Genomic DNA, 24,025 nt, shown 5'->3' with positions numbered 1-24,025 from the left:
GGTTGTCTTGATGGGCAGCCTCTTTTTTTTGTAGAATTTTGACCTCTGGCCCATAGGTAGATCCACTTGCTTCTTGATTTTTTTGAAAAAAAAACGTATTTTTGGAAAACCAGTTTGGAAAACCAGTTTTATTTTCAACAAAATATACCAATACTAATCTAAATCTAATTAAAATGGTAAGAAAATCTACTCTTATTATGCGGTCGTGCTGTGGAAAGACACGAACAGCATTCTATTTATTAACTCTGTTTTTATTAAGTTCTCAATTTACTCTAGCGCAACAAGTTTATCTGATTGACGACCCTGAAGAAATTAGGGGTTTATCCTCAACATTGGTTCCAGGGGATATTGTGGAGCTTAAAGATGGGGTGTATAACAATTCAGGTCGCATGCGATTCGGAGCTAATGGAACGAAAGATAACCCTATTATTTTCAGAGCCCAAACTCCAGGTGGGGTGACTTTTACTAACGGTGCGCGTTTAAGTATTAGTGGTGATTATGTGGTTGTTGATGGATTTTATTGGAAAGGCGGCTACGGCGCAAGTGCTGTTATTGAGTTTAGAGATAGTAGCGATTTAGCTTATAATAGTGTGCTTCAAAATTGTGCCATGGATGGGTTAACTGTTGATCCAGATGACCAAGAGGTTGGTGAAAGTAAAAAGCATAACTGGGTGAAGATGTACGGAAGTTATAACAGTGTTATTAATTGTTCATTTATGAATAAGACTAATGCGGGTGCTTTAATTTTGGTAGAGCTTTATTATAATATTGACAGAGAAGATGGTTCGCCAAACATTCAATGTGATGAGGTAGGGCATACAATAAGCAATAATTATTTTTACAATTTTGAGAAGATAGATCCTACTTTAACTAACGCGGGAGACAGTGAAACTATCCGTATTGGTGTGAGTGGTGGTCAAATGGTTAATACCAACTGTGTGGTTAATAATAACTATTTCGTTAAAGCTGATGGTGAAAATGAAATCATTACTAATAAAAGTAAAGGAAACTCGTATATCAACAATACCTTTAGAGAATGTAAAGGATCATTAGTGTTACGTCATGGTTCTAATGCAACTGTAGATGGGAATTTCTTTTTAGGAAATAATATTGATGGTACTGGTGGCATTCGAATTGTAGATAGCAACCATAGTATCACCAACAACTACATCCAGGACTGTATTGCAGTTGTAAATCAAGCCAAATGGAATAACGGCATTACCTTTATTGGTGGTGAAGAGTCTAGTCTTGATTGTTCTGCGACAAAAACTTCAAGTGGTTATCAAGAGTCAAAGGATATTAACCTTTCTAACAACACTATTGTTAATACTAACGCACCTTTGTTTTATAATATCGATAAAGGTGATGGGGCGGTTACAGGAACTGTTGCAAATAACCTTATTTATTTTAGTTCAGGAAATGTAAATTTGTCTGATGTGATTGTTGGAGAAACAGCAATGGCTTTTAGTGAAATTGGTCAGAGTTTAAGCTATTCAGGAAATGTATATGCAGGAACGGCTTTAGGAGAGTCTGATGCCAATACAGGTGATGGTTTTTCTTTAGAATCAGGTATTACAGCAACCCCAGATGGTGAAATTTTCACCTTCTCAGGAGCTACAGGGAAAGGTGCCGATATGGGGGCTTACGAACCAGCTACTGATGCTAAAGTAGGTCAAGGGATTGGAGCTTGTTTCTTAGATAGTGCAGGTGCTAAAATTATTAATGGTGATTGTGCCATTGTGATTCAGGAGTCATTATTAGTGAGCACTTTACCAGCCTTCGGTTATGAAGCAGGGAGTAGTGCCGTAAATGTAACAGCTAATGTTAGTTGGACTGCTGCACCAGATGATTCTTGGATATCTATTAATACAAATGCGGGTTCTGGAGATGCTACAGTGTTAGTGTCTGTTGAAAAACATACCGGTGCAGCTGAAAGAACAGGAACGGTAACTTTTACTCAAGACCCAGGAGGGGATGATATTGTTAGAACTTTAACCGTTACCCAAGAAGCGCCAAGTCCAACCGATTTAGCAACACTTATTAATGATCAAGGAGATGGTAATGATGGTGTCGTGGTGCATTCTTTCTCTATGGAAGAAGTAACTTCATCCAAGTCAAATTATGCGATTAACGTTTTAGATAAAGATCAAGGGACAAACTGGTCTTCAGACGGAACAACAGGTGGTGATTCGTTTATTATTATTGATTTAGGGGCTTACTATGACTTAGAAGTCATTGATTTCGCTTCTACTAACGGAAAAACTTACGATTTTCAAGTGAGGGTGTCTTCTACTGGTGTTGATGATGTTGATTTTACTGATCCCTTCGGAACAGGTAATTTAGTAAGTAGTAGTGATAATACTTTTAAAAGCTTTGTGCTGCCGTCAGTAGCTACGGGAGCGAGGTATGTGAAGATTCTTGGTTTCGGACAACCAAACGGAAGCGGAAGTGATTGGACCTCTATTACCGAACTTGAATTTTACGGTGAATTAAATGCACCTCTGTCTACTGAAGAGCAAGTGTTTTCAAAGCAATTAAAAATGTATCCTATACCGGCTAACGAGTTTTTAAATATTAACACTAAAGATGTTGTTGTTAATAACATTAGTGTTTATGGTTTAGACGGAAGATTGATCTTGAATAAAACTATTGATAATTCAACTTCAGGGGTCAGCTTAAACACTTCTGGTTTATCAAATGGTACTTATGTGATAAGATTTACCAATTCAAACGGATTAAATGAATCTCGTATGATAGTGGTTTCTCATTAAATGATCAATTGAGGTAGCGTTTTGTTAAACGTTTATTAATATGAAAGTCAGCAGTGTTAAATTGCTGGCTTTTTATGTCTTAATACTTCTCAGTTTTATAGTATAACTGCTGTAAGAAGATCAATGCAGCGGCTAGTTAATCTGTATTTCTAAGGAACTTTAATTGTTTAATGTGAATTTTAACAAAGTAAAATTTGGTTTATTCACAATAATAACTATATTTGGACAACCAATGTGGTAAACCAATTTGGTTTGCCATATCAAACTTAACCTGAATTTAAACTGAGTACTAATTTTAAACTAATATAATATGAAAACAAAATTACTTTTAGCAGCATTATTTACTGCATCGTTTGGCTTTGCTCAAACAAACCTTGTTCAGAATGGCGATTTAGATACGCACACATTTGATGTAAATGATAATGCAGATACATTTGATATGACACCACCTAGTAATGTAGATGATAACGCTGATAGTCCGTATAAAGCTGTATGGGATAATGGTGATTTAGATGCGTGGCTGGAGGGTTTTTATGGTGATAATAGTGAGCAGCCTGGTTCTACTAGTGATGGGACTTTTGATGCTTCAGGAAATAAAACTAGAGGTGTGAAATTGGGTGAAGCTAGTCGTCGTTTATATCAAAAAGTACCAGTAACTCAAGGGCTTCAATATACTTTCTCAGTAGATTCAAGATCTGAAGCTGAAAACGTAACAACAGAATTCTTTATGTTAAATGAAGAAATTTTAGATGAGGATGAGCTTGCTCATGATGGTGCTATGGTAGATGGGTATTTACATATTACAAATGATTATAATTCTAGTAAAGGTGATGAAACAACTAATACTTTTACAAATAATTCAATAACGTTTACGGCATCAGATGACTTTGTTGTAATTTATGGTAGAGCGCTTCAAGCTGTTGATAGTTCAAATGAAGTGTTTTATGATAACTTCGTACTTGTTGAGGCTAATACTGCATCTATAGAAGAAGCAACTGCAAGTGATTTTTCTATCTATCCAAATCCAGCTAACGATATTTTAAATATAAAATCTAAAAACCTTGAAATTTCATCTGTAAGCATTTACAGTTTGTTAGGGCAAAGTGTTTATCAAAACAATCAATTTAGTGGTAGCATAATTGATTTGTCTGGCATCAATAAAGGAGTTTACTTCGTGAAAATTGAAGCTAGTGGACGTACTTTTAGTAAAAAATTAGTAGTTCAATAAGTAGTTGTTTAGTTATTAAAAGCCTTTTAGTAAAATAAAAGGCTTTTTTCTATTTTAAGAAAAACCAAACCAAAAGCAAACCGTAAAATGATCATTTGTCGTTTTATAGTTTGCTTTTATAAATCTTAAAGCTATCCAATTGCAGATAGTTGTAAATGATTGACTAAATAGTAGCTAATTAGTTATAACTTTAGATGCGAATAATCTTAATTAATAGTGCAATGAATAAAATTCAGAAGAAAAGTGTTCAACGTCGTTTAATGACTAAAGCAGCCTTATTATTAACTGTTTTGTTTTTAAGTGTTGGGTGTAAGGAAAAAGCGGCTAAATCAATGGCTTCATCCACTGTTGCAAATGCAGAAGGGCTAAATGCAGCAATTAAAAAAGCCGAGCCAGGAGATGTTATTGTCATGTCAAACGGTGTTTGGAAAGATGTTGAAATAAAATTTAGAGCTAAAGGAACAAAAGATCAACCTATTATTTTAAAAGCTGAAACCGCTGGCGGTGTGTCTATAGAAGGCGCTTCTTATTTGAAATTTGCAGGTGAATATTTAGTTGCTGAAGATTTACATTTTAAAAATGGTCATACACCTTCAAAATCTGTTATTGATTTTAGAATTAGTGAAGATGAAATTGCCTTTAACTGTACGGTTACAAACTGTGTTATTGAAGACTTTAACCAAATGCACCGTGATGAAACTGATTTATGGGTGCAATTCTGGGGTAGACATAATACCTTAAGTAACTCTTATATTGCTGGAAAAACCAATCGAGGACCAACAGTTCGTGTAAACTTAGAAGGTATTGAGAGTATGAATAACTACCACCAGATTGTAAATAATCACTTTGGTCCACGTCCTAGAAAAGGTGGAGCTAGTGCTGAAACCATTCAAATAGGAAATAGTTTTACCTCTATGGCACCGAGTTATACCATGGTGGAAAATAACCTTTTTGAAGAATGTAATGGTGAAGTAGAAATTATTTCTAGTAAAACAAACTTTAATGAATTTAGAGGTAACGTATTTTATAACAGTGAAGGGTCTTTAGTAACAAGACACGGTAACTACTGTACAATTGACGGTAACTATTTCATTAATGATAGCAACAACACAAATGTTGGTGGTATTAGAATTGTAAACTCAGGACACTGGGTAATAAACAACTATTTTTTCAACATTAAAGGTGAGAAATTTAGATCTGCTTTAGCGGTAATGAACGGTATTCCAAAATCACCACAAAACAGATACAATCAAGTAACTGATGTGGTTGTAGCTTATAATACTTATGTTGATTGTGTGTCGCCTTGGCAATTTGGTGTGGGTACAAACATCGATCAAAAAGATGTGTTACCTAAATCTGAGATCAGATCAGCAAGACCTATACGTACTACGGTAGCTAATAATGTGATTTATAACGAAGTTGGTGATCCTTCGCCAGTTTTTGAGCATGATAAAGCTGATGGTGTGCTTTTCAAAAGTAACGTCATAAATAATCAAGGTGTGGCTTTTAAAGATTTTGATGGTGGTATTCAGGTAGCTTCTTTAGAGCTTAAAGAAATCTCTAAAAACATTATGCTGCCAACGGGTGTACCTAGTTCAGTTGAGCCTTATGAAGGTTTTGATTTCAATACAATCACTAAAGATTTATTTGGAAATTCTAGAGCCAATAACAATATGATTGGTGCGACTTTAAAAGCTGATGTACCTAATCCTAATATTTTAGATAAAACTAAATATGGTGCTGATTGGTATTCAAATGTAGTTGAGACTAAAGAGCCAACAACACATGCTGTGGCTTCTGTTAGTGAATTACAACAAAAAATTGACGCTGCAGCTTCTGGAGATATCATTAGCTTAGCAACTGGGGTTTATGAATTAGATAAATCTTTAAAAATTAATAAAACCATCACCATTCAATCGGCTGCAGATGATAGAGCTCAAATTGTTTTTTCTGGAGCTGTGGAGACGCCAGTATTTGAATTAAATCCTAAAGGCTTACTTACTTTAAATGGGGTTGTATTAAAAGGTAATGGTGAGAATTATGCTTTTGCAACTTTAAAAGAAAACATGTCTAATCATTTCGGATTAACAGTTTCAAACTGTGATGTGAGTGATTTTGCTTATGCACTTCGTGTGTATAGAGAAGCTTACGCTGAAAAAATTACGTTTACTAAAACAGCATTTGATAACTGTGAAAATGGTTTAGAACTTTCTGAAGAAACGCTTGATAAAGGAGATTATAACACAGAATACTTAACCATTACAGATTGTACATTCAACAACATTAAACAAAATGTGGTTGATTACTATAGAGGTGGTTATGATGAGTCTACTATAGGTGGTAACTTGTTAATTGCTAACAGCACATTTACAAATTCTGGTGGTCATGAAAAGAATAAAACTTTATTAAACCATAGAGGGATTGTTAATGTGAACATTAAAGACAATACCTTTAAGAACAATCCAGTGAAATTTGTATCAGTTTTATGGGGTGCTAAAAACAATGAGCATTCAAATAATACGATTTCTCACTCTGGTGAAATTAAAGTACAAGAGAATTTAGAAATGACATTGATGTATTAATAGATACAACATGAAATTAATAAAACAATTAGGTTTTGTGTTAGTCTTCGGACTAATGCAAAACCTTTTTTCGCAAAATATACCTGCCTATCGAGTACTTTCAATTGATGAGCTTCCGGAGTATTTATCTAAAAAGGTTAAAAAAGAACTGGGAAAAAACGCTATTTCAGAAGCGGAGTTAGCTGCTTATTTCCGAACAAAATTTTCCGAACGCTATTACTTCAACTGGAAAAATATAGACAGCCGCTTTGAAACGTATAATAACTTATATCCAGAGGCTGAAGCTAAACATACTGAACGTGCTTTAGATCATTTAAATAAATATCCCGATGCTACACAGTGGGCTTTGCCGTTTAATTATCAAAACGGTGAGCCTGTGAATGCCTATGCTTTAAGGCACTTGGCGCGTCAGCATAAAATGGTAGATATTGCTTACTATTACTTTTATCAAAATAAAGATGTACAGTATTTAAACTACTTTAAAAATCAGTTGCAATCACTAAATGTGGCACTTGAAGCTGGTAAGTATGAAAAAATTAAAGATGGTAATGGGGTTTATGAAGCCTTCCGTTCAGGCTATCGTGTTTTAAACTGGTTGCAAATTCATAATATGTTTCTTGGGGAAGAAGCATATACCGATGCAGACCAACTAACGACCATTGCTACTTTGCTTCAGCATGGCGCGCATTTGTATCAAGATAACCCTGAATTTCATCCGGGGAATCACCAAACGCGAGGTCTTTCCGCTTTAGCGATGATTTCTATTTTACTAAGGGATTTTGAAGGGACTGATATATGGTATGAACATGCCATGAGTTTGCTTGAACAACATTTGGCTAAGGAAATAAATGATGATGGCTTTCAGTTTGAACGTACTGTTCATTATCATATGAGTGATATTGGTAACTACTATTATGTGTGTCAATTGGCACAGCTGAGTGGTTATACCGTTAATGATTTTTGGACGAATAAGTTGAATTCTTTATTTGGCTCGTTAACGAAAATCGCCTATCCCGATAAGTCGGCACCGGTCCTTTCAGATGACACTGATAACCCTTGGGGGGAAACCAATAATATTTCTGGAGCCTTAACTTTAGGATATTTGCTATTTGATGATCCTGAATTCGGTTATTTTGCTAACAGCACAGTGCAATCTAAAATGTTTTGGTTTGTTACTGATGAGCAGTTAAACATGCTAGACAACATTACTTCTGAAGCGCCTATGATGAAGTCGGTTAGTTTTCCAACAACTGGAATTTATGTGGTGCGTGAGGGTTGGAACCCTGATGATAAAACTATGGTGATTACGGCAGGATTAGATAAAGATAAACCAGACCACCAACATGGTGATATGTTAGGGATTCAGTTTATGGCCTATGGAAAACCTATGCTGCCTAATTATCAAGTGCGTTATTCGCTTGAAGACTTAGAACTGTTTAAAAATTCGATGACTAAAAATGTTGCCTTAGTTGATGATGAATTGCAGGGTAAACAATATACCTCTAATAAGGGCGGGAGTGGCTTCGGAAAATTCAAAAAGCTGCCTCAGCCTAAGACTATCGCTTGGGAAACCAATGATAATTTAGATTTATTTGTTGGTTCACATGATGGCTTTAAAAATATAGCTGTTGATTATTTCAGACAAGTTATTTATTTAAGAGATGATTTCTGGATTGTCAAAGATAATTTTTCATCTGCAATACCTCACGACTATAAGCAAGTATGGCAAGGCCATTACAGTCAGGAATTAGCGCCAAACATGTTACGTGCTACATTTAGTGATGCTTCTGGTTTAGATATTTATCAACTGCAACAGGTTGATGAGGTTGCCGTTTCCGGGAAACGCGGTAAGCAATGGTCGGTGGTTTCTAAGAAAGATCAAAAATCATATAATTTCATTACAGTACTATATCCTTATAAAGGTTATGATAATCGTGTTGATGAAATGCAGAAACAACCTAAGCTTAAGGGGTGGCAAATAAATAATTCAAAGTGGAACGCTAAGGGTGAAGACGTGTTGAGTCTGTCACAAGATGCTAAATCATTGTTTTTCTCGGTTCAGAGCTTAAAACAAGCGGGGAAGGTGCTTGAGTTTTCATCTGCTTCAGATGTTTTTGTTGTTAAAACTAAGGAAGGTTTAAGCGTTCAGTTGTTATCAAAGAATCAGGTGTCCTGTGAATTTGAACGAGATAAAGAGTCAAAGCGTATTTTGCTCAAGCCAGGCGCTACTTTTAAGCTAAGTTTTTAAGCTAAGATTGCTGTGTTTATGATGCTAATTCTTGGTTTTTCTAAATAAGCAAGAATTATTAGCATAAAACTCGACTAATTTGTTGAAATATTTTAACTAAAAATTGCTTATCGTTACGAAATATGTAAATAAATCGTAAATAAAGGCTATTAAATTATGTAATTGACAATGTAATTGTGTTAAAATTAACAATTTAAGGCATCATGTTTGGTGTGAGTCGTAAATATACCTATCTTTGGGAAACCAATCTGGTAAACCAAACTGGTTTATTCAGAACCTAAACTTAATAAATAAATTCGAATTAAACGAATGACGTTAAATAAAAAAACGATTATCGGACTGTTTCTTAGTGTGTTAATGTTAGGAAGTATGCTTTCTTGTAAAGCTCAAAACGAAACTACAAGTAAAAAAGAGGTAGAGAGTTCATCTGATGGACATCCAAAACTTATTATTACCAAAGCGGGTGTAGAAGAAATCCGAAAAAATTTAGGTAATATTCCAATTTTTGATGCCTCACTTCAAATGGCAAAAGAAGAGGTTGATGCTGAAATTGCAGCAGGAATTGATACGCCAATTCCAAAAGACTTTTCTGGTGGTTACACGCACGTTCGTCATAAGCGTAACTTTTTTATGCTTGAAAAAGCTGGTTTGCTTTATCAAATATTAGATGATGAAAAATATGCGAAGTATGTGAAAGACATGTTCTTTCAGTATGCAGCTATGTATAAAGATTTACCAGTGCACCCTCAAACACGTTCTTATGCTAGAGGGAAGTTATTTTGGCAATGTTTAAATGATTCTAACTGGTTGGTTTATGCGAGTCAAGGTTATGACTGTATTTATGAGTATTTAACTCCTGAAGAACGTGAAACTCTTGAGGCTGATTTATTTAGACCATTTGCTGATTATATTTCAATTGGAAATCCAAAATTCTATAACCGTGTTCACAATCATAGTACCTGGGGTAATGCTGCGGTAGGTATGATTGCTTTGGTGATGGATGATGACGAATTGTTACAGCGTGCACTTTACGGTATTGAAAATGACGGCTTAGATCCAAATGAAAAAGATAATGACGGTGGGTTTATAAAAGATCCTGAAGGTAGAGCTGGATTCTTAGCTAACTTAGAGGAGCCTTTTTCTCCAGATGGTTATTATACTGAAGGGCCATATTACCAGCGATATGCCATGTATCCATTTTTAATTTTTTCTGAAGCTTTAAATAATGCAAAACCTGAGCTTAAGATTTTTGAACATAAAGATGGTGTGCTTTTAAAGGCGGTAAATGCTTTATTAAATCTTTCAGATGCTGATGGTGATTTCTTTCCTTTAAATGATGGGCAAAAAGGGATGTCTTACTATTCAAAAGAATTAGTGACAGCTGTAGATATCGCTTACTTACACGGCGGAAGAGATCCTGGTTTATTAAGTATTGCTAAAAAACAAAATCGTGTATTGTTAGATGATTCAGGTTTAGCTATTGCCTTAGGTATTAAAAATGGTGAAACTAAACCATTTAAGAAAGAGTCGATAAACCTATCTGATGGACCTAATGGGGAGCAAGGTGGTGTTGCAGTGCTACGTAATGAAGGTATTGAAGTGGTTTTTAAATATGCTGCACAAGGTTTAAGTCATGGCCATTATGATAAATTGTCGTTTTCATTGTATGAAGATGGTCAGGAAGTGATTCAAGACTATGGTTTAGCACGTTTTGTTAATATTGAGCAAAAAGGCGGTGGTAATTATCTTAAAGAGAACAAAACTTGGGCGAAGCAAACTATCGCTCATAATACGGTGATCCAAAATGAGAGTAGTCATTTTCAAGGAAAGTATTCGATTGGATCAAAACATCATTCTGAATTAGATTTCTATGATTTTTCTAAGGAAAACATTAAAGTGGTAAGTGCTCATGAAGCAAATGCCTATCCAGGTACTGTATTAACACGTACTATGGCCGTGATTTCTGATGACGATTTTGAGAAGCCTTTCGTGTTAGATTTAATGCGTGTAACTTCAGATAAAGCTAATCAGTATGATTTCCCTTATTACTACTTAGGGCAAATTATGGAAACAAACTTCGAGTATACAACGCCAAAAATGTTAGAACCATTAGGTACAAAGCATGGTTATCAACACCTGTTCGTTGAGGGTAGAGGACAGGCTAATCAACAGAATATTAAACTGTCTTGGATGAATGCTGGACGTTTCCATACGTTGACTACGGTTGCTGGTGCTGAGGATGATGTTTTATTAACACGTATTGGTGCTGATGACCCGGAATTCAACTTGCGTAAAGAGCCGGCCTTGATGCTTAGAAAGTCTAAGGCAAAAGATGCTGTTTTTGCTTCAATCATTGAGTCTCATGGTAGTTATAGTCCGGTTTCGGAAAACGCTGTGAATTCACATAGTAATATTGCTGAATTAGAAGTTGTGTATAATGATGTTGATTATACAGCTGTAAATATTAAAGATTTACAAGGTAAGACTAAGCTATTTGTTGTTTGTAACAGCAATACGTCTAAGGATGCTAAACATGAAATAGAGGTAAATGGCAATACTGTTCAATGGACAGGAAGCTATGATTTTAAATAAGTAGAATAAAAAAAGAAGAGTATGATGAAAACATTAGGAGTAAGTAGAGGGTTCCTGTTAGATGATGGACTTCGACGCGCAAAATCTGGTATACGAGTACCATGTAAATTAGAAAGGCTTGAAAGTCAGGTCAAATCTGTGATCAAATAGAGTTCACAGTGGAGGTGTTCATATTTAAAACTATAGACACTTTCATATCTCTCAAGTAATTGTATTATTGATCACCTATTATACTATTATTTTATGAAGGCCTAGTATGAGGTAAATGAATTGTTTGTTTGATTTTAACTTTGCAATTATCAAAGTGGTTTTAAAAAAACAAGTTCCATTCGTCGATTTTATTTCTTCTAATTTGTTAAGGTTTAATAGGTAAACATGTTAATTTAAGAAAATATTTTGTGTTAAGTTTATTTTAACATATATTTGGTCAACCAGTTTGGTCAACCAAATAGGTTTAAAATAACTAAATTAAATGTGTAACCTTTTCTTAAAACTATTATTAGCATGAGTTTATTGTAAAAATACAGGTGTTTATCTGTCGTTTTTAAAAGTTTACTTCTTTTAGGAGGGAAGTAAAATCAGAATTAACATTCAATACTTAGTGAAGTGGAAAAAAATAATTTTAACTAAGTGTTTGTGAAAATATGCAGCTTTGATGGTTATGTGTCTGAGTTGTTGTTAACTATACTATTTTAAACATAAAAAAACCAATTATGAATTTAAAAAATAAATTAGCACTATTTGTTGCTATGCTGTTAAGCATTACAACGTTTGCGCAGAGTGGATCTGTTCTGAAAGGGACCGTGGTGTCTTCTGAGGATGGTATTCCTATTCCTGGTGTAAACGTAATTGTAGTAGGTACGACTAGAGGTACGACTACAGATTTCGATGGTAATTATCAAATTTCCGTTGAAGAAGGAGAGGCTATTCAGTTCTCTTATCTAGGGTATGTGTCTCAAACAAAATTATATTCTGGAGATGCATCATTAAACATTTCATTAACTGAAGATGTTTCGCAACTTGATGAAGTTGTCGTTATTGGTTATGGTGATCAAAAGGAAAAAGATATCACTAGTGCCTTAACAAAAGTAGATTCTAAAGATATTCAAGATTACTCTGTAGCTCGTGTGGAGGACGCTCTTCAAGGTCGAGTTGCTGGTTTAAGAATCCAAACCGTTTCTTCTGAGGCTGGTGGTGATCCTAAAATCACATTAAGGGGGCCAGGATCTATTACAGGTTCTTCGGCACCACTTATTGTTGTTGATGGCGTTGTGTTGGGTACAGATCCAGATATCTTAGGTTCTATTGATAATAATAATATTGCATCTTTAAGTGTTTTAAAAGATGCTTCTTCGGTTGCTATCTACGGTTCTCGTGGTGCAAATGGTGTTATCTTAGTAACGCTTAAAGAAGGTGTTTCTGGTCAAACTAAATTCTCGTATAATACATTTACAGGGTATAAGTTTACTAAAAACAATGATAACTTCAATACAACAATCGCTGATGAAAGAGCAAGATTAAATAGTCTTTCAGATGAGGTTGCTGCTATTGATCCAAGTAATGCTAGATATGATGATATCAATAGATATTACGATTCAGCTTTTGCTGAACTTGATGCTATGGATTTTCTTGCGTCATTAAATGGAGGTGAAACTAATTGGCAAGATGAAATCTTCAATGGTGGTGTGATTACAAGTCACTCATTTGCTGCTAGAGGAGGTACTGAGTTAACAAATTACACGGCTTCTATAGGTTACTTAGAAGATGAAGGTGTGGTTTTAACAGATAACTTCAGAAAGATAAATGCTAGAATTAAAGTTGATAGTAAATCAAAAAACAAGAAAATTAAGTTTGGTACAAATATTAGTGTGAACTATAACGATCAAGTTAGAGTACCAACAAGATTTACCGATCCTTTAAGACAATATGGTCACTTACCACTTTATTTAACTGAAGAACATATGCCATATGTTACTAATTTCTCAAGAGAAGTTGGTGTGTCAACTGATGCTGGTAAATTATTTGAAAATCTTGGTGTAGGAAGTTATGGTTTCTCTAGAGCTTTTGATCACGTGTTTACACAAGATCCTAACAATCCTAGAACAATCGCAATGGATCCTAGTACAGGTTTACCTTTAGCTAGTGATTTAACTTCAGGTGGTTTAACCTTATCTACTACTAAAAACGTACACCCTTTAGTACACTATTTAGAAAGAGAAAGATTGAAGAAGAAATTAAACTTAAACACTTCTGCTTATATTGATTTCAAATTAGCAAAAGGACTTAGTTTTAGACAATCTATTTCTGGTGTATTTAGACACAGTAAAGATAATAACGCTGATTACTTATATGGTCAAGAGAATAGAGATCAAGAATCATTTCGTTTAGAATCAAGAGATGAATTAAACCAATATGCGTTTGAATCACTTCTTAAATACAACAGAAGTTTTGGTAAGCACAGTTTTAATTCTGTATTTGGTTTTGAGTTCACTCAAAGAGATTTTTATACTCAAGAAACTGAAAATGTAGGTTACACAGATGACTTTAACAATAATATAGCACTTGCTGATGGTGGTACAACTTTTACAGATAATGGTACTGATAAGTTAGTGTCTTATTTTGGTAGAGTTGATTATAGCTTTGACGAAAAGTATTTAGTTCAAGTGTCTGCGCGTACTGATGGTAGTACAAGATTTGGAACAAACACAAGATTTGGGTTTTTCCCGGCAGCATCTGTTGGTTGGATTATGTCTAATGAAGATTTCTTAGCAAATAGTGATGTTATTAGCTTCTTAAAATTAAGAGCGAGTTATGGTATCTCTGGTTCTAATGAAATTGATAATAATGTATTTAATTCACTTTACAGATTCCAAGAATCTTTTAGTACAATTAGTTACCAAGGTTTAAGCGGTGTAAAAGCCATTACTTTAGCAAACCAAGATTTAGGATGGGAGCAATTGGTAGAGTTTAACCCTGGTTTAGATATGACCTTTGGTAGAAGTTTATTTACCTTAGGTGTTGATTACTATACAAGAAGTAGTAAAGATTTAATTCTTTTCGCACCAGTATCTGGTGTTTATGGAGCTGATAACTGGTTACAAAACATTGGTGAAGTTAAGAATGAGGGTGTTGAAGTTGAAGTAAGTTCTAGAATTTATACTACTGAAAACATGAGTTGGAAAGCTTCTGGTAACTTCGCTTTAAATAGAAATGAAGTTGTAAGTTTAGGACGTAATGATCAAATTCTTTCTAGAATTGATCAAGATACTAGACCAACAGAATTTATCGCAAGAGTAGGTCAGCCAATTACATCTTTCTACGGTTGGGTTTACGAAAAAGAAATGCCTTTAGAATATGTTGATAATCCTTTTAATAGGTTTAACAATGATTATGCTCACGTTTATGTAAAAGATTTAAATGGTGATGGTATTATTGATGGTGAAGATAGAACTGAATTAGGTAATCCTTATCCTGATTTTACTTGGGGATTCAATTCTGATTTTACTTATAAAAACTTTGATTTTGGTTTCCAATGGCAAGGTTCTCACGGTGCTGAAGTACGTGTTGCTGATTTAGATCAGTTGTACTACGCTAGTGAGTCTGCTGTTAATGCTGTTCCTAGTTTTGTTGATAGAGATTTATTAGTTCACAGAAGATATACTGATGATCATATTCAAGATGCTTCTTATGTGACTATGAGAAACCTTACGTTTGGTTATACGATTCCAGAGTCATTTACTTCTAAGTATAATATTGATAGACTTAGATTTTACGTAACTGGTGAAAACTTAATTTTCATTACTGCTGCAGATTACGAAGGGTTTAACCCAGAAGCTGCTGGTCAAACTTCATCTAATGCGAATACGCCGTTAACTGCAGGTTACCAAAGAGGTGATGGTCCAGTAGTAAGAACAATTTCAGCGGGTCTTAACTTTCAATTCTAATTAAATTATGAAAAAGATATATAAAAATATTATAGTTTGTTTTTCAGCGGCAGCCCTACTTACTGGCTGTGCCGAAGAACTTGACCTTGATAACCCAACAGCACTTTCAATTGAGGAGTTGCTGCAAACCAACAATGGATTTATATTGTTGTCTAATGGTGTGCTTGATGCTTACCAAAAAGTTCCAGCAAATGAATTTTTATTAACTGAATTAAGATCAGATAATGTAAGAGCCAATTCTGAAAATGGTAACTACCCTGACTTTAATGCTTATAATATTGATCCTAATAATGGAGATGTAGCAACATATTATTCTAATAATATGTCTACTATAAAGGTAGCTAATACTCTTATTGATAACCGATTTTTAGCCCCAGAAAGCCAACAATACACTATTGGTGAGGCTTACTTCATGCGTGCTTTATGTCATTTTAACTTAGTAAGAGCTTATCAAAACATACCTTATGTTGATAAAATTTTAGATGTAACTAATGATGAGGCTGAAGATTATCCGCAATTACCGGAAGCTGAAGTATATGCTAAAATCATCGAAGATTTTAAAACTTCTATCGCTTATTTAGATGGTGTAGAATTAAATAGATACCGTCCATCTGCAGGTGCTGCCATTTGTTTAGCAGCCAAAGCTTATTTAAGTCAGCCTAGTCCTGATTATACAGAAGCTGAACTTTTATTAGCCTCAGTTATTGATAATAATGATGCTTATGGATTTAGTTTATTAGCTAGTGACCAAGGAAGTAATTCAAATGCTGAACACTTTGCAAACTTAATTCAAGATTATGGTGGTGTATTTGGAAACGAGATCTCTGGTTCTTTTACTGATGGGGTTCCTGATGGATCTTGGTCAAACAATGATGGTTTCGAAATTAATGAAGAAGTAATCTTCTCAATTTCTTATGACTTAGCGAGTAGTGATGAATACGTGACAAGTGATAGTTCTTTAGGTGATCAAGTGCAAACTGATTCAGAGTCTCATAGTTTCGCTATGACTTTACAAGGGCCTTCAAATGGTGTTAATATTGCATCTCTTGATTTCTTAGATTATATGACTCCTGCGTTACAACCAGTTCGTTTTTACGCGAGTATTGATGCGATTTCTTATAATCCTTCTATTCCAACTAACGATACGTTTAATGCCAAGTTCCCAACTCCTGGTGAGATTGGAGATAATGACTGGATTGTATTAAGGTATGCTGATGTTTTATTACTTTATACTGAAGCGATTTTAGCTGGTGGTGATAGTACGACTGATTCTAGAGCTGTTGATGCTTTTAATCAAGTGAGAAAAAGAGCTGGCCTTAATGATGAGGCTAATGTGACTAAACAAATTTTATTAGATGAACGTCGTATGGAGTTTGTTTATGAAAACCAACGTTTATATGATTTAATTAGATTTGGAGAGGCTGATCGCGTATTACAAGAGTTTTCTAACAATAACAGTTTGTTTTATACGAACGAAAAGAAATACTTGCCTTTTCCTCAGAGAGAATTAGACAACCTACCAGGTTTCTATAAACAAAATAATGGATACTAAAACTTATAAAATTATGAAAAACAATTTGTTTAATTTAAAGTATGTGGCTGTAGGCGCATTAGTGTCCTTAGCCTCTTGTGTGAGCGATGATCTACCAGATGTAGGTGATTTAGAAGATTTTACTGGGCCAAACCCGTTTTATAGCTACAGTGATGTATCTACTTCGGAATTTGACTGTGATGATAATGAACTTTCTGCTAATTATGATTATTTCTATCAAGCTGGATCTAATTTAGCAGTTAATGGTACAATGTATGATTGGACTATATCATCTCAGGATCCAAATATAGATGTAAATAATATTGAAATAATTAATAAAGATTTACCTATTCTTGAACAATCTATTGCGAATGCAGATGCTACTGTTGTAGCTATTCAATCAGAAATAGATAAAATTGAATTTAAAATACCTTGTGAAACTGATCCAGCTAAAGTTGCGGTGATGCAAAAGGAAGTGGATGATCTTAAAGTGGCTTTAGCGGCTGCTGAAGCGGCACGTACGCCAGAAACGATCGCGACCATAGCTGATCTTGAGGCACAAATTGCTGCGCTACCTCCAGGGTCATTAGAAGATCAAGAAGTTATTTTCGGGTTCCCTAAGCCAGGTAGTTATGATGTTGGTTTAAAAGTTACTGATAACCTTGGTAAATTCGCTTCTACCGAAAGAGGTATAACTATAAACCAAGCCGTACCAACAATTCCAGTACCAGAAATTGGTGAATCTGGATTTGAAGATGGTGATTTATTTGATGGATCTGGTGATGGTAGAGATTCTTGGAGATCGCCTAGTAGTTCTAGATGGGGAAGTGTATTTCAAATTAACTCTAAATCTGATTTAGGAGTGTTACCTGATGGTCTTCAGGCAGCGAAATTCCCACCAGATGGAACACGTGTTGGATATCAAGAAATTGAAGTAACTCCTGGAGCCACTTATGTGTTAACTTATTTCAGTACTGTAAACCCTGGTGCTAGTTACGGTGATATCACTGTTTCTATTATCAATCCTGCTGCAAATGATTTAACTGAAGCACAATTACCTGCTAATATCATAGCTTCTAGAACAACAGATAATACTGAAACTATTCAAGATGTTTTCACAAATAATGCGATCACTTTTGAAGCAGGAAACTTAGAGTCAGTAATTATTTTACTTACTAATTCTCCTGGTGCTGAAGGTAGATTAGATGCATTCCAGATATCAGTTAAACAATAAAAAAACTAATTATGAAGATTTATAAATTAATTAAAAACCAACCGATAAGTAGCTTTGCTTTACTTGTGATGTTTTTGGGGCTAGTGTCATGTTATGATGATGGTTATGAACCATACGAGCCACCAACAGGTAATATTAATGGTATTCAACCTAATACTCAGTTTACTACGAGTTTAGATCCTGATAATACACTGGCGGTTGTATTTAGAAGTTATTCAACAGATGCTGCTTCTTATTCATGGGATTTTGGTGATGGTAATACATCATCTGAAGCAAATCCTAACTATGTTTATGCTGATGGAGGGTTGTATGATGTAAAATTAACAACCGTAAGTTCTGATGGTTTAAAAGCCGTTGATTCAACTCAGGTTGGACCTTTATTAGTAGATTATGATTATACTACTGTTGATTCAGAAGTTACTTTTAATAACTTAAGTTCTGGTGCTAGTTCTTTAGTATGGGATTTTGGAGATGATACCGTTTTAGAATGGGCCGCTGAAGATGGCGATCAACACGCTAATTTTAGCCCTGTGCATACTTACAAAGATGTTGGACCTTATCAGGCAACGTTAACGGTTACTAATTTTACGGGTGATGAGTATGAAGTTACTCAAGAAATTGATGGATTAGTGCTTTCTACAATTCCAGATTTTACGTTTGACGTTAATGGTTTAGTTGCAGAATTTACAGATGCTTCTACTTTAGCTGTATCTCATTCATGGGATTTTGGTGATGGTAATACATCTACAGACCTTAACCCAACACATACTTATGCTGTTGCCGATACTTATGAAGTTACTCTAACAACAACAAATGATGCAGGTGTTGCTAAAAGTATTACGCAATTTGTTCCAGTTGGAGCTGTTAAACCAACTTTTAAAGCAATTGTTTTAAATGGTACAGGTGATGAGTATCAAACATCTACAGGAGATAATGCAGATGCTTGGGATATGACTCCTAATAGTACTGTTATTGATGATGTTCAAGGTGAAATTCCTAGCCCATATGCTGCACTTTGGAATAATTCAGCATTAAACGATTATATCGATGCCACTTATGGTACTAATGAACAACCGGGTTCTACTAGTGATGGTAATTATGTGAATGGTGTTAAAACTAGAGGTGTTAAGCTTTATAACTCATCACGTCGTTTATATCAAAAAGTTAAGGTTGAGCCAGGTGTTCAATATGAGTTTACTATTGAATCACGTTCAGAAGTGGCAGGTCTTAACACTGAGATTTTCATCCTTAATAATGAGATTACTACTGAAGCTGGTATTGACGCAGACCCATTATCTGAATCGGATGCTTATTATGAGATTACAAATGATTTCAATGCTGATAAACCATCAGCAGGGAATGATACTTTTACTACGAATACCTTCCTTTTTGAAGCTTCGGGTGATTTTATCGTGATCTATGTAAGAGCATTAGATGCTGTTGATAGTTCAAACGAAGTGTTCTTTGATAACATTGATATCAACACTCCTGGATTTTAATTAATTTATTGAGTGTATACAACTATAATATTAAAGTAAATATGAAAAATTTTCGAAAAGAAATTTTAGGATTATTACTTATAGTTTTTATATCTGTAAGCGCTACTTGTCAAGAAAAGACAAGTAGCGATTCAGATACTAAAGCAAAGACTGAGAAAAAGTCTAAAAAGAAGAAAAGAAAAAAAAGAGGTAAGGTTAGGTTACCTGATATCGATTTAAGCCACTGGAAAGTCACTTTACCAGTGCAAAACGAGAAAGGGCGTCCTTATGAGATCGATCCTCCTGAAATATTAGATTTTGCAAGCAATGAAATTGCTAGGCCTTACATGTATATTGATTCTACAGACGGCTCTATTGTTTTTCATGCGATGCCTACAAAATCAACAACTAAAAATACTAAGTATACTAGATCTGAGTTAAGAGAGCAAATGGTACCCGGTAAAAATAATGTAAACTGGAGTTTTAAGGACGGTGGAATCATGAAGGGGACTTTAGCCATGGATCAGGTGTCAAAAGATTCTAATGGTAAATATCATAAGGTTATTATCATGCAAATCCACGGACGTTTATCAAATGAACAGCGTGACTTAATTGGTGAAGATGATAATAATGCACCTCCAATTCTTAAAATTTACTGGCAAAATGGTAAAGTAAGAGTTAAAACAAAAGTTTTAAAAGACATATCTGCTTCTAATGAAGAGATTCTTCATGAAAATGCCTGGGTAGATGATGATGGTTTCTACTTTGAGCAAGAAGTTGGATTTAGAAAATTTACTTTGGAGGTTAAAATTTCTGAAGGGAAAATGGTTATTGTTTTAAATGGAAATGAGTATAAAGTTTACGAGGGAATTCATATGCAACGTTGGGGTGTGTTTGAGAATTATTTTAAAGCTGGAAACTATTTTCAGTCTAGAGATGATGACGCATTTGCTAAAGTTAAATTTTATGATCTTGAAGTAAGCCATTAATACTTTTTATGAAATAAAATTAAGATTTGTTTGAGTTGTTGTTTAATATTAATTTTTGCCAAATTTTATGGTTACCTGGAACCGTAACAAAATCAACAATATATTCTTTAATAACGATGAATTTGTAGGTGTTAATAAGGTTAACTAGGTGATTTAAAACCCCATTAGAAGATGAAATTAGACGTATTTACTGTCAATGACAACAACAATAAAGCACAAAAGGCTATCATTAGCCAAATTAAAGAATTAATAAATTATAAGAATTTAGAACCTGGTGATAAACTACCATCTGAAAGAATGCTTTCAGAAAAGTTTGGTGTAACACGAAGTAATATTCGCGAAACCATCCAGAAGTTAGAGTTTTACGGTTTGTTGAAATCCATTCCACAGAGTGGAACATTTGTTGCAAATATTGGGGTTGTTGCAATGAATGGGATGATAGATGATATTTTAATATTGGAATCGCCAGATTTTAAGTCGTTAGTAGAAACAAGAATTCTTCTAGAGTTAAAAACGGTGAGTCTGGCTTCTTTAAGAAGAACAGAAAAAGATTTGAGGAATATTGAGATAGCATTAGATGCTTATGAGATAAAAGCTAGAAATGGCGAAGATGCTGTTCAAGAAGATTTACTGTTTCATTTAGCTATTGCGAAGGCTAGTGGTAATGCCACCATGAATATGTTCATGTTAACTATTATTCCTCAAATTATTATGGATTTTGAGAAATATCACGTTTGTGATAAAGATCAATCGGTTCAAGGTATTGAAGAACATAGGGCTATTTATGATGCTATAAAAAGTCACAACTCTGCTGAAGCAAGAGAAAAAATGAAAAAACATTTTAATTTCTTGTATCAGTATTGTTATAGTACAGAATAGAACATTATATCGCTCGTTTTACTTAGATGAAATTAGGGGTTTAAAAATGTAGTAAACTAAAGAAGTCGTTTATTTAGATTTCTTTGTATAAAATTTTATTAAGCTAATACAGATTGTATTGGTGCTGCTCTTTACAGGCTGTTACGAGTCCAAATAAGGGTGTTAATATTTATAAATAAACAAAAATATGAAAGTAAAAGGTTTACGTTGGTTCATTATTGGACTGATCTTTTTAGCAACAGTTATCAATTATATTGATAGGAGTGCTTTAGCAATTATGTGGGGTAGCCCTGAACAGGCTGACTCTATTTCGGGATCGTTAGGTCTTGATAAGAATGACTATGGGTTGATCCTTAATATCTTTATGGTGTTCTACGCACTTGGTCAATTATTTTCAGGTAAGTTATTTGATAAAGTTGGTACTAGAATTGGATACGTAATTAGTATTGGTGTTTGGGGATTATCTTCATTCTTACACTCTACTGTTCGTGGTTTGGTTGGACTTACATTTTTTAGAAGTACACTTGGTATTTCAGAAGCTGGTAACTGGCCAGGTGGGGTTAAAAGTAACGCCGAATGGTTCCCGATTAAAGAACGTGCCTTTGCACAAGGTTTGTTTAACGCAGGTGCTTCTATTGGTTCTGTAATTGCTCCGCCTTTTATCGCAACGCTTTTCGTTGCTTTTGGATGGAGAACAACTTTTATGGTGATTGGTTCTTTTGGGATCCTTTGGATTATTCCTTGGTTAATCATTAATAAATCAGGTCCTAAAACGCACCCTTGGATTTCTGAAGAAGAAAGAAAATATATTTTAGAAGGTCAGAGTAAAGCCGATCAAGAAGCTACTGCTGATACAAAAGGTTTATCGCTTTCTGAAATTTTATCTCATAAAGAATCATGGGCTATTGTTATTGGTCGTTTCTTCCTTGAACCAATTTGGTGGTTATTCGTAGGTTGGATGCCACTTTACTTAGCCGATGTTTACGGATTTGATGTAAAAGAAGTAGGTATGTTTGCGTGGGTACCTTATGTTGGGGCTGCCTTAGGTAGTATTGCTGGAGGGTCTTTCGCCGGTAGAATTATTGCAAAAACACATTCTATTGATAGAGGTAGAAAACTTACAATCCTTATTGGAGGTATCATTATGTTCTTAGGTTTAGTTGCTACCATTATGTTTGGTGATACTCCAGAACGTTTTGTTGCTATTGTTTTCTTTGTATTATTTGGTTTCCAATTCGCAATTGGCAACGTACAAACCTTACCTAGTGATTTATTTAGTGGTAAATCTGTAGGATCATTAGCTGGATTAGCTGGTATGGTTGGTGTATTTTCTGTGATACTTATGAACTTCTTAGTTCCTATTGTACAAGAGAAATTTTCATATACCCCAATCTTTATTGCGATTGCCGTATTTGTGCCACTAGGTGTGGGTGCGATCTACTATTTTGCAAGAACAATTAAATCAGTAGAAGAATAATTAGAACTAATTAAAATTTTAAATATAGTAAAAATGGGAAATGTTAACGATAAAGTAGCTGTTATCACTGGTGCTACTGGAGGAATTGGATTTCAAGTAGCAAAACGTCTAGGTCAAGACGGATATACTGTTGTATTAAACGGTATTGAAGATGAGGCTGGAGCTGAAAGAATTAAAGAACTAACTGCAGAGGGAATTACTGCAGAGTACTATGGCTTTGATGTAACAAAAGAAGAAGAAGTAACTTCTAACATCACTAAAATTGGTGAGAAGTACGGTAAAATTGATGTGCTTGTAAACAATGCAGGTGGTTTAGGTGGAAGATCTAGATTTGAAGATATGACAACTGAATTTTACAGATTTGTTATGGCTTTAAACCTTGATTCTACATTTTTCGCTTCAAGAGCGGCTATCCCTTTCTTAAAGAAGTCTGATAACGCATCTATCATCAACTATACATCTATTGCAGGATGGAATGCTGGTGGACCTGGAGCTGGAGTATACGGTACTTCTAAAGCAGGTGTACAAGCAATTACAAGAGCTTTAGCTAAAGATTTAGCTGAGTACGGAATTAGAGTAAATGCTGTATCTCCTGGTACAATTGATACACCTTTCCACGCTCAAATTAAATCTACTAAGCCAGAAGTTTTTGCTTCTTGGAAAAATAATATCTTATTAGGTGAACTAGGAAAACCAGAAGAAGTTGCTTCTGTGGTTTCTTTCTTAGCGAGCAAAGACGCTTCTTTCTTAACAGCTGAAACTATTCAAGTTACAGGTGGACAAGGATTAGGTATCTAATTCAGTATTAAGTTTATTAAAGAAGGCTACCAGAAATGGTGGCCTTTTTTTATGCGATTCTTTTCAGTGGTATATCACTAACTATAAGTGCTTTTATGATTATAGGTTGTCAAATCTATTTCTAATTTAGTCTAACGAAAATTAAAGAACTCGTATAAATCGATTCGTTCGGGAGACTTAAGTATTGTTTTAGAGGTTGAGTATCTAATATGGTAGGACCCTTAATAGTATATTTCGATGTAATAGACAAAATGGTTGGTAAAAAGTCCCTTAT

13 protein-coding genes are annotated in these 24,025 nt (G+C 34.6%); all 13 read left to right on the top strand.

The genetic code is table 11. From position 1 onward, the window contains the following. The first annotated feature begins 101 nt into the window (after positions 1–101). The 13 genes from F6U93_RS07760 to F6U93_RS07700 all read left to right on the top strand — a co-directional run bounded on the left by F6U93_RS07760 (position 102) and on the right by F6U93_RS07700 (position 23,751). Positions 102–2,771, top strand: coding sequence for a chondroitinase-B domain-containing protein (locus F6U93_RS07760; protein ID WP_225312616.1), 2,670 nt, complete (start codon positions 102–104; stop codon positions 2,769–2,771). 310 nt (positions 2,772–3,081) lie between these two features. Beyond that, a complete protein-coding gene (locus tag F6U93_RS07755; protein WP_150938511.1) occupies positions 3,082–3,999 on the top strand; it encodes a T9SS type A sorting domain-containing protein in 918 nt (305 codons plus the stop codon). Between the two features lie 221 nt (positions 4,000–4,220). After that, a complete protein-coding gene (locus F6U93_RS07750) occupies positions 4,221–6,581 on the top strand; it encodes a chondroitinase-B domain-containing protein (protein ID WP_225312615.1) in 2,361 nt (786 codons plus the stop codon). A 10-nt stretch (positions 6,582–6,591) separates the two neighbouring features. Then, positions 6,592–8,829, top strand: a complete 2,238-nt coding sequence (locus F6U93_RS07745) for a heparinase II/III family protein (protein ID WP_150938509.1) — start codon at positions 6,592–6,594, stop codon at positions 8,827–8,829. Between the two features lie 309 nt (positions 8,830–9,138). Further along, positions 9,139–11,421, top strand: coding sequence for an alginate lyase family protein (locus F6U93_RS07740; RefSeq protein ID WP_150938507.1), 2,283 nt, complete (start codon positions 9,139–9,141; stop codon positions 11,419–11,421). 713 nt (positions 11,422–12,134) lie between these two features. Further along, positions 12,135–15,365: a SusC/RagA family TonB-linked outer membrane protein gene (locus F6U93_RS07735; protein WP_150938505.1), complete on the top strand. Its 3,231-nt coding sequence runs from the start codon at positions 12,135–12,137 to the stop codon at positions 15,363–15,365. 7 nt (positions 15,366–15,372) lie between these two features. After that, on the top strand, positions 15,373–16,917 hold the full coding sequence (locus F6U93_RS07730; protein ID WP_150938504.1) for a RagB/SusD family nutrient uptake outer membrane protein: 1,545 nt from the start codon (positions 15,373–15,375) through the stop codon (positions 16,915–16,917). Between the two features lie 13 nt (positions 16,918–16,930). Continuing rightward, positions 16,931–18,130, top strand: coding sequence for a hypothetical protein (locus F6U93_RS07725; protein WP_225312613.1), 1,200 nt, complete (start codon positions 16,931–16,933; stop codon positions 18,128–18,130). 11 nt (positions 18,131–18,141) lie between these two features. Next, the gene (locus F6U93_RS07720) at positions 18,142–19,629 is read left to right on the top strand and encodes a PKD domain-containing protein (protein ID WP_150938500.1); all 1,488 of its coding nucleotides are present in this window, start codon (positions 18,142–18,144) and stop codon (positions 19,627–19,629) included. Positions 19,630–19,670: 41 nt separating this feature from the next. Next, complete coding sequence (locus tag F6U93_RS07715) at positions 19,671–20,597, top strand: polysaccharide lyase family 7 protein (protein ID WP_150938498.1); 927 nt, start codon at positions 19,671–19,673, stop codon at positions 20,595–20,597. 171 nt (positions 20,598–20,768) lie between these two features. Beyond that, positions 20,769–21,476 carry a FadR/GntR family transcriptional regulator gene (locus tag F6U93_RS07710; RefSeq protein WP_150938496.1) on the top strand — a complete coding sequence of 236 codons (708 nt, stop codon included), beginning with the start codon at positions 20,769–20,771 and terminating at the stop codon, positions 21,474–21,476. 187 nt (positions 21,477–21,663) lie between these two features. Continuing rightward, positions 21,664–22,953, top strand: coding sequence for an MFS transporter (locus F6U93_RS07705; RefSeq protein WP_150938494.1), 1,290 nt, complete (start codon positions 21,664–21,666; stop codon positions 22,951–22,953). Between the two features lie 33 nt (positions 22,954–22,986). Next, positions 22,987–23,751 (top strand): SDR family NAD(P)-dependent oxidoreductase, encoded by a 765-nt coding sequence (locus tag F6U93_RS07700; RefSeq protein WP_150938492.1) that lies wholly within the window; start codon positions 22,987–22,989, stop codon positions 23,749–23,751. Positions 23,752–24,025: the final 274 nt, after the last annotated feature.

Origin of the sequence: Pseudotamlana haliotis (genome assembly GCF_008806375.1) — a bacterium.
GTDB classification, from domain to species: domain Bacteria; phylum Bacteroidota; class Bacteroidia; order Flavobacteriales; family Flavobacteriaceae; genus Pseudotamlana; species Pseudotamlana haliotis.
Note: the sequence above shows the minus strand (reverse complement) of the source record. Positions and strands in the feature narration are given on the sequence as shown.

Bases quoted from the DNA above. Each gene is read 5' to 3' on its own strand.
- F6U93_RS07755 (WP_150938511.1), top strand. From the start codon at position 3,082: ATGAAAACAAAATTACTTTTAGCAGCATTATTTACTGCATCGTTTGGC.
- F6U93_RS07750 (WP_225312615.1), top strand. From the start codon at position 4,221: ATGAATAAAATTCAGAAGAAAAGTGTTCAACGTCGTTTAATGACTAAA.
- F6U93_RS07745 (WP_150938509.1), top strand. From the start codon at position 6,592: ATGAAATTAATAAAACAATTAGGTTTTGTGTTAGTCTTCGGACTAATG.
- F6U93_RS07740 (WP_150938507.1), top strand. From the start codon at position 9,139: ATGACGTTAAATAAAAAAACGATTATCGGACTGTTTCTTAGTGTGTTA.
- F6U93_RS07735 (WP_150938505.1), top strand. From the start codon at position 12,135: ATGAATTTAAAAAATAAATTAGCACTATTTGTTGCTATGCTGTTAAGC.
- F6U93_RS07730 (WP_150938504.1), top strand. From the start codon at position 15,373: ATGAAAAAGATATATAAAAATATTATAGTTTGTTTTTCAGCGGCAGCC.
- F6U93_RS07725 (WP_225312613.1), top strand. From the start codon at position 16,931: ATGAAAAACAATTTGTTTAATTTAAAGTATGTGGCTGTAGGCGCATTA.
- F6U93_RS07720 (WP_150938500.1), top strand. From the start codon at position 18,142: ATGAAGATTTATAAATTAATTAAAAACCAACCGATAAGTAGCTTTGCT.
- F6U93_RS07715 (WP_150938498.1), top strand. From the start codon at position 19,671: ATGAAAAATTTTCGAAAAGAAATTTTAGGATTATTACTTATAGTTTTT.
- F6U93_RS07710 (WP_150938496.1), top strand. From the start codon at position 20,769: ATGAAATTAGACGTATTTACTGTCAATGACAACAACAATAAAGCACAA.
- F6U93_RS07705 (WP_150938494.1), top strand. From the start codon at position 21,664: ATGAAAGTAAAAGGTTTACGTTGGTTCATTATTGGACTGATCTTTTTA.
- F6U93_RS07700 (WP_150938492.1), top strand. From the start codon at position 22,987: ATGGGAAATGTTAACGATAAAGTAGCTGTTATCACTGGTGCTACTGGA.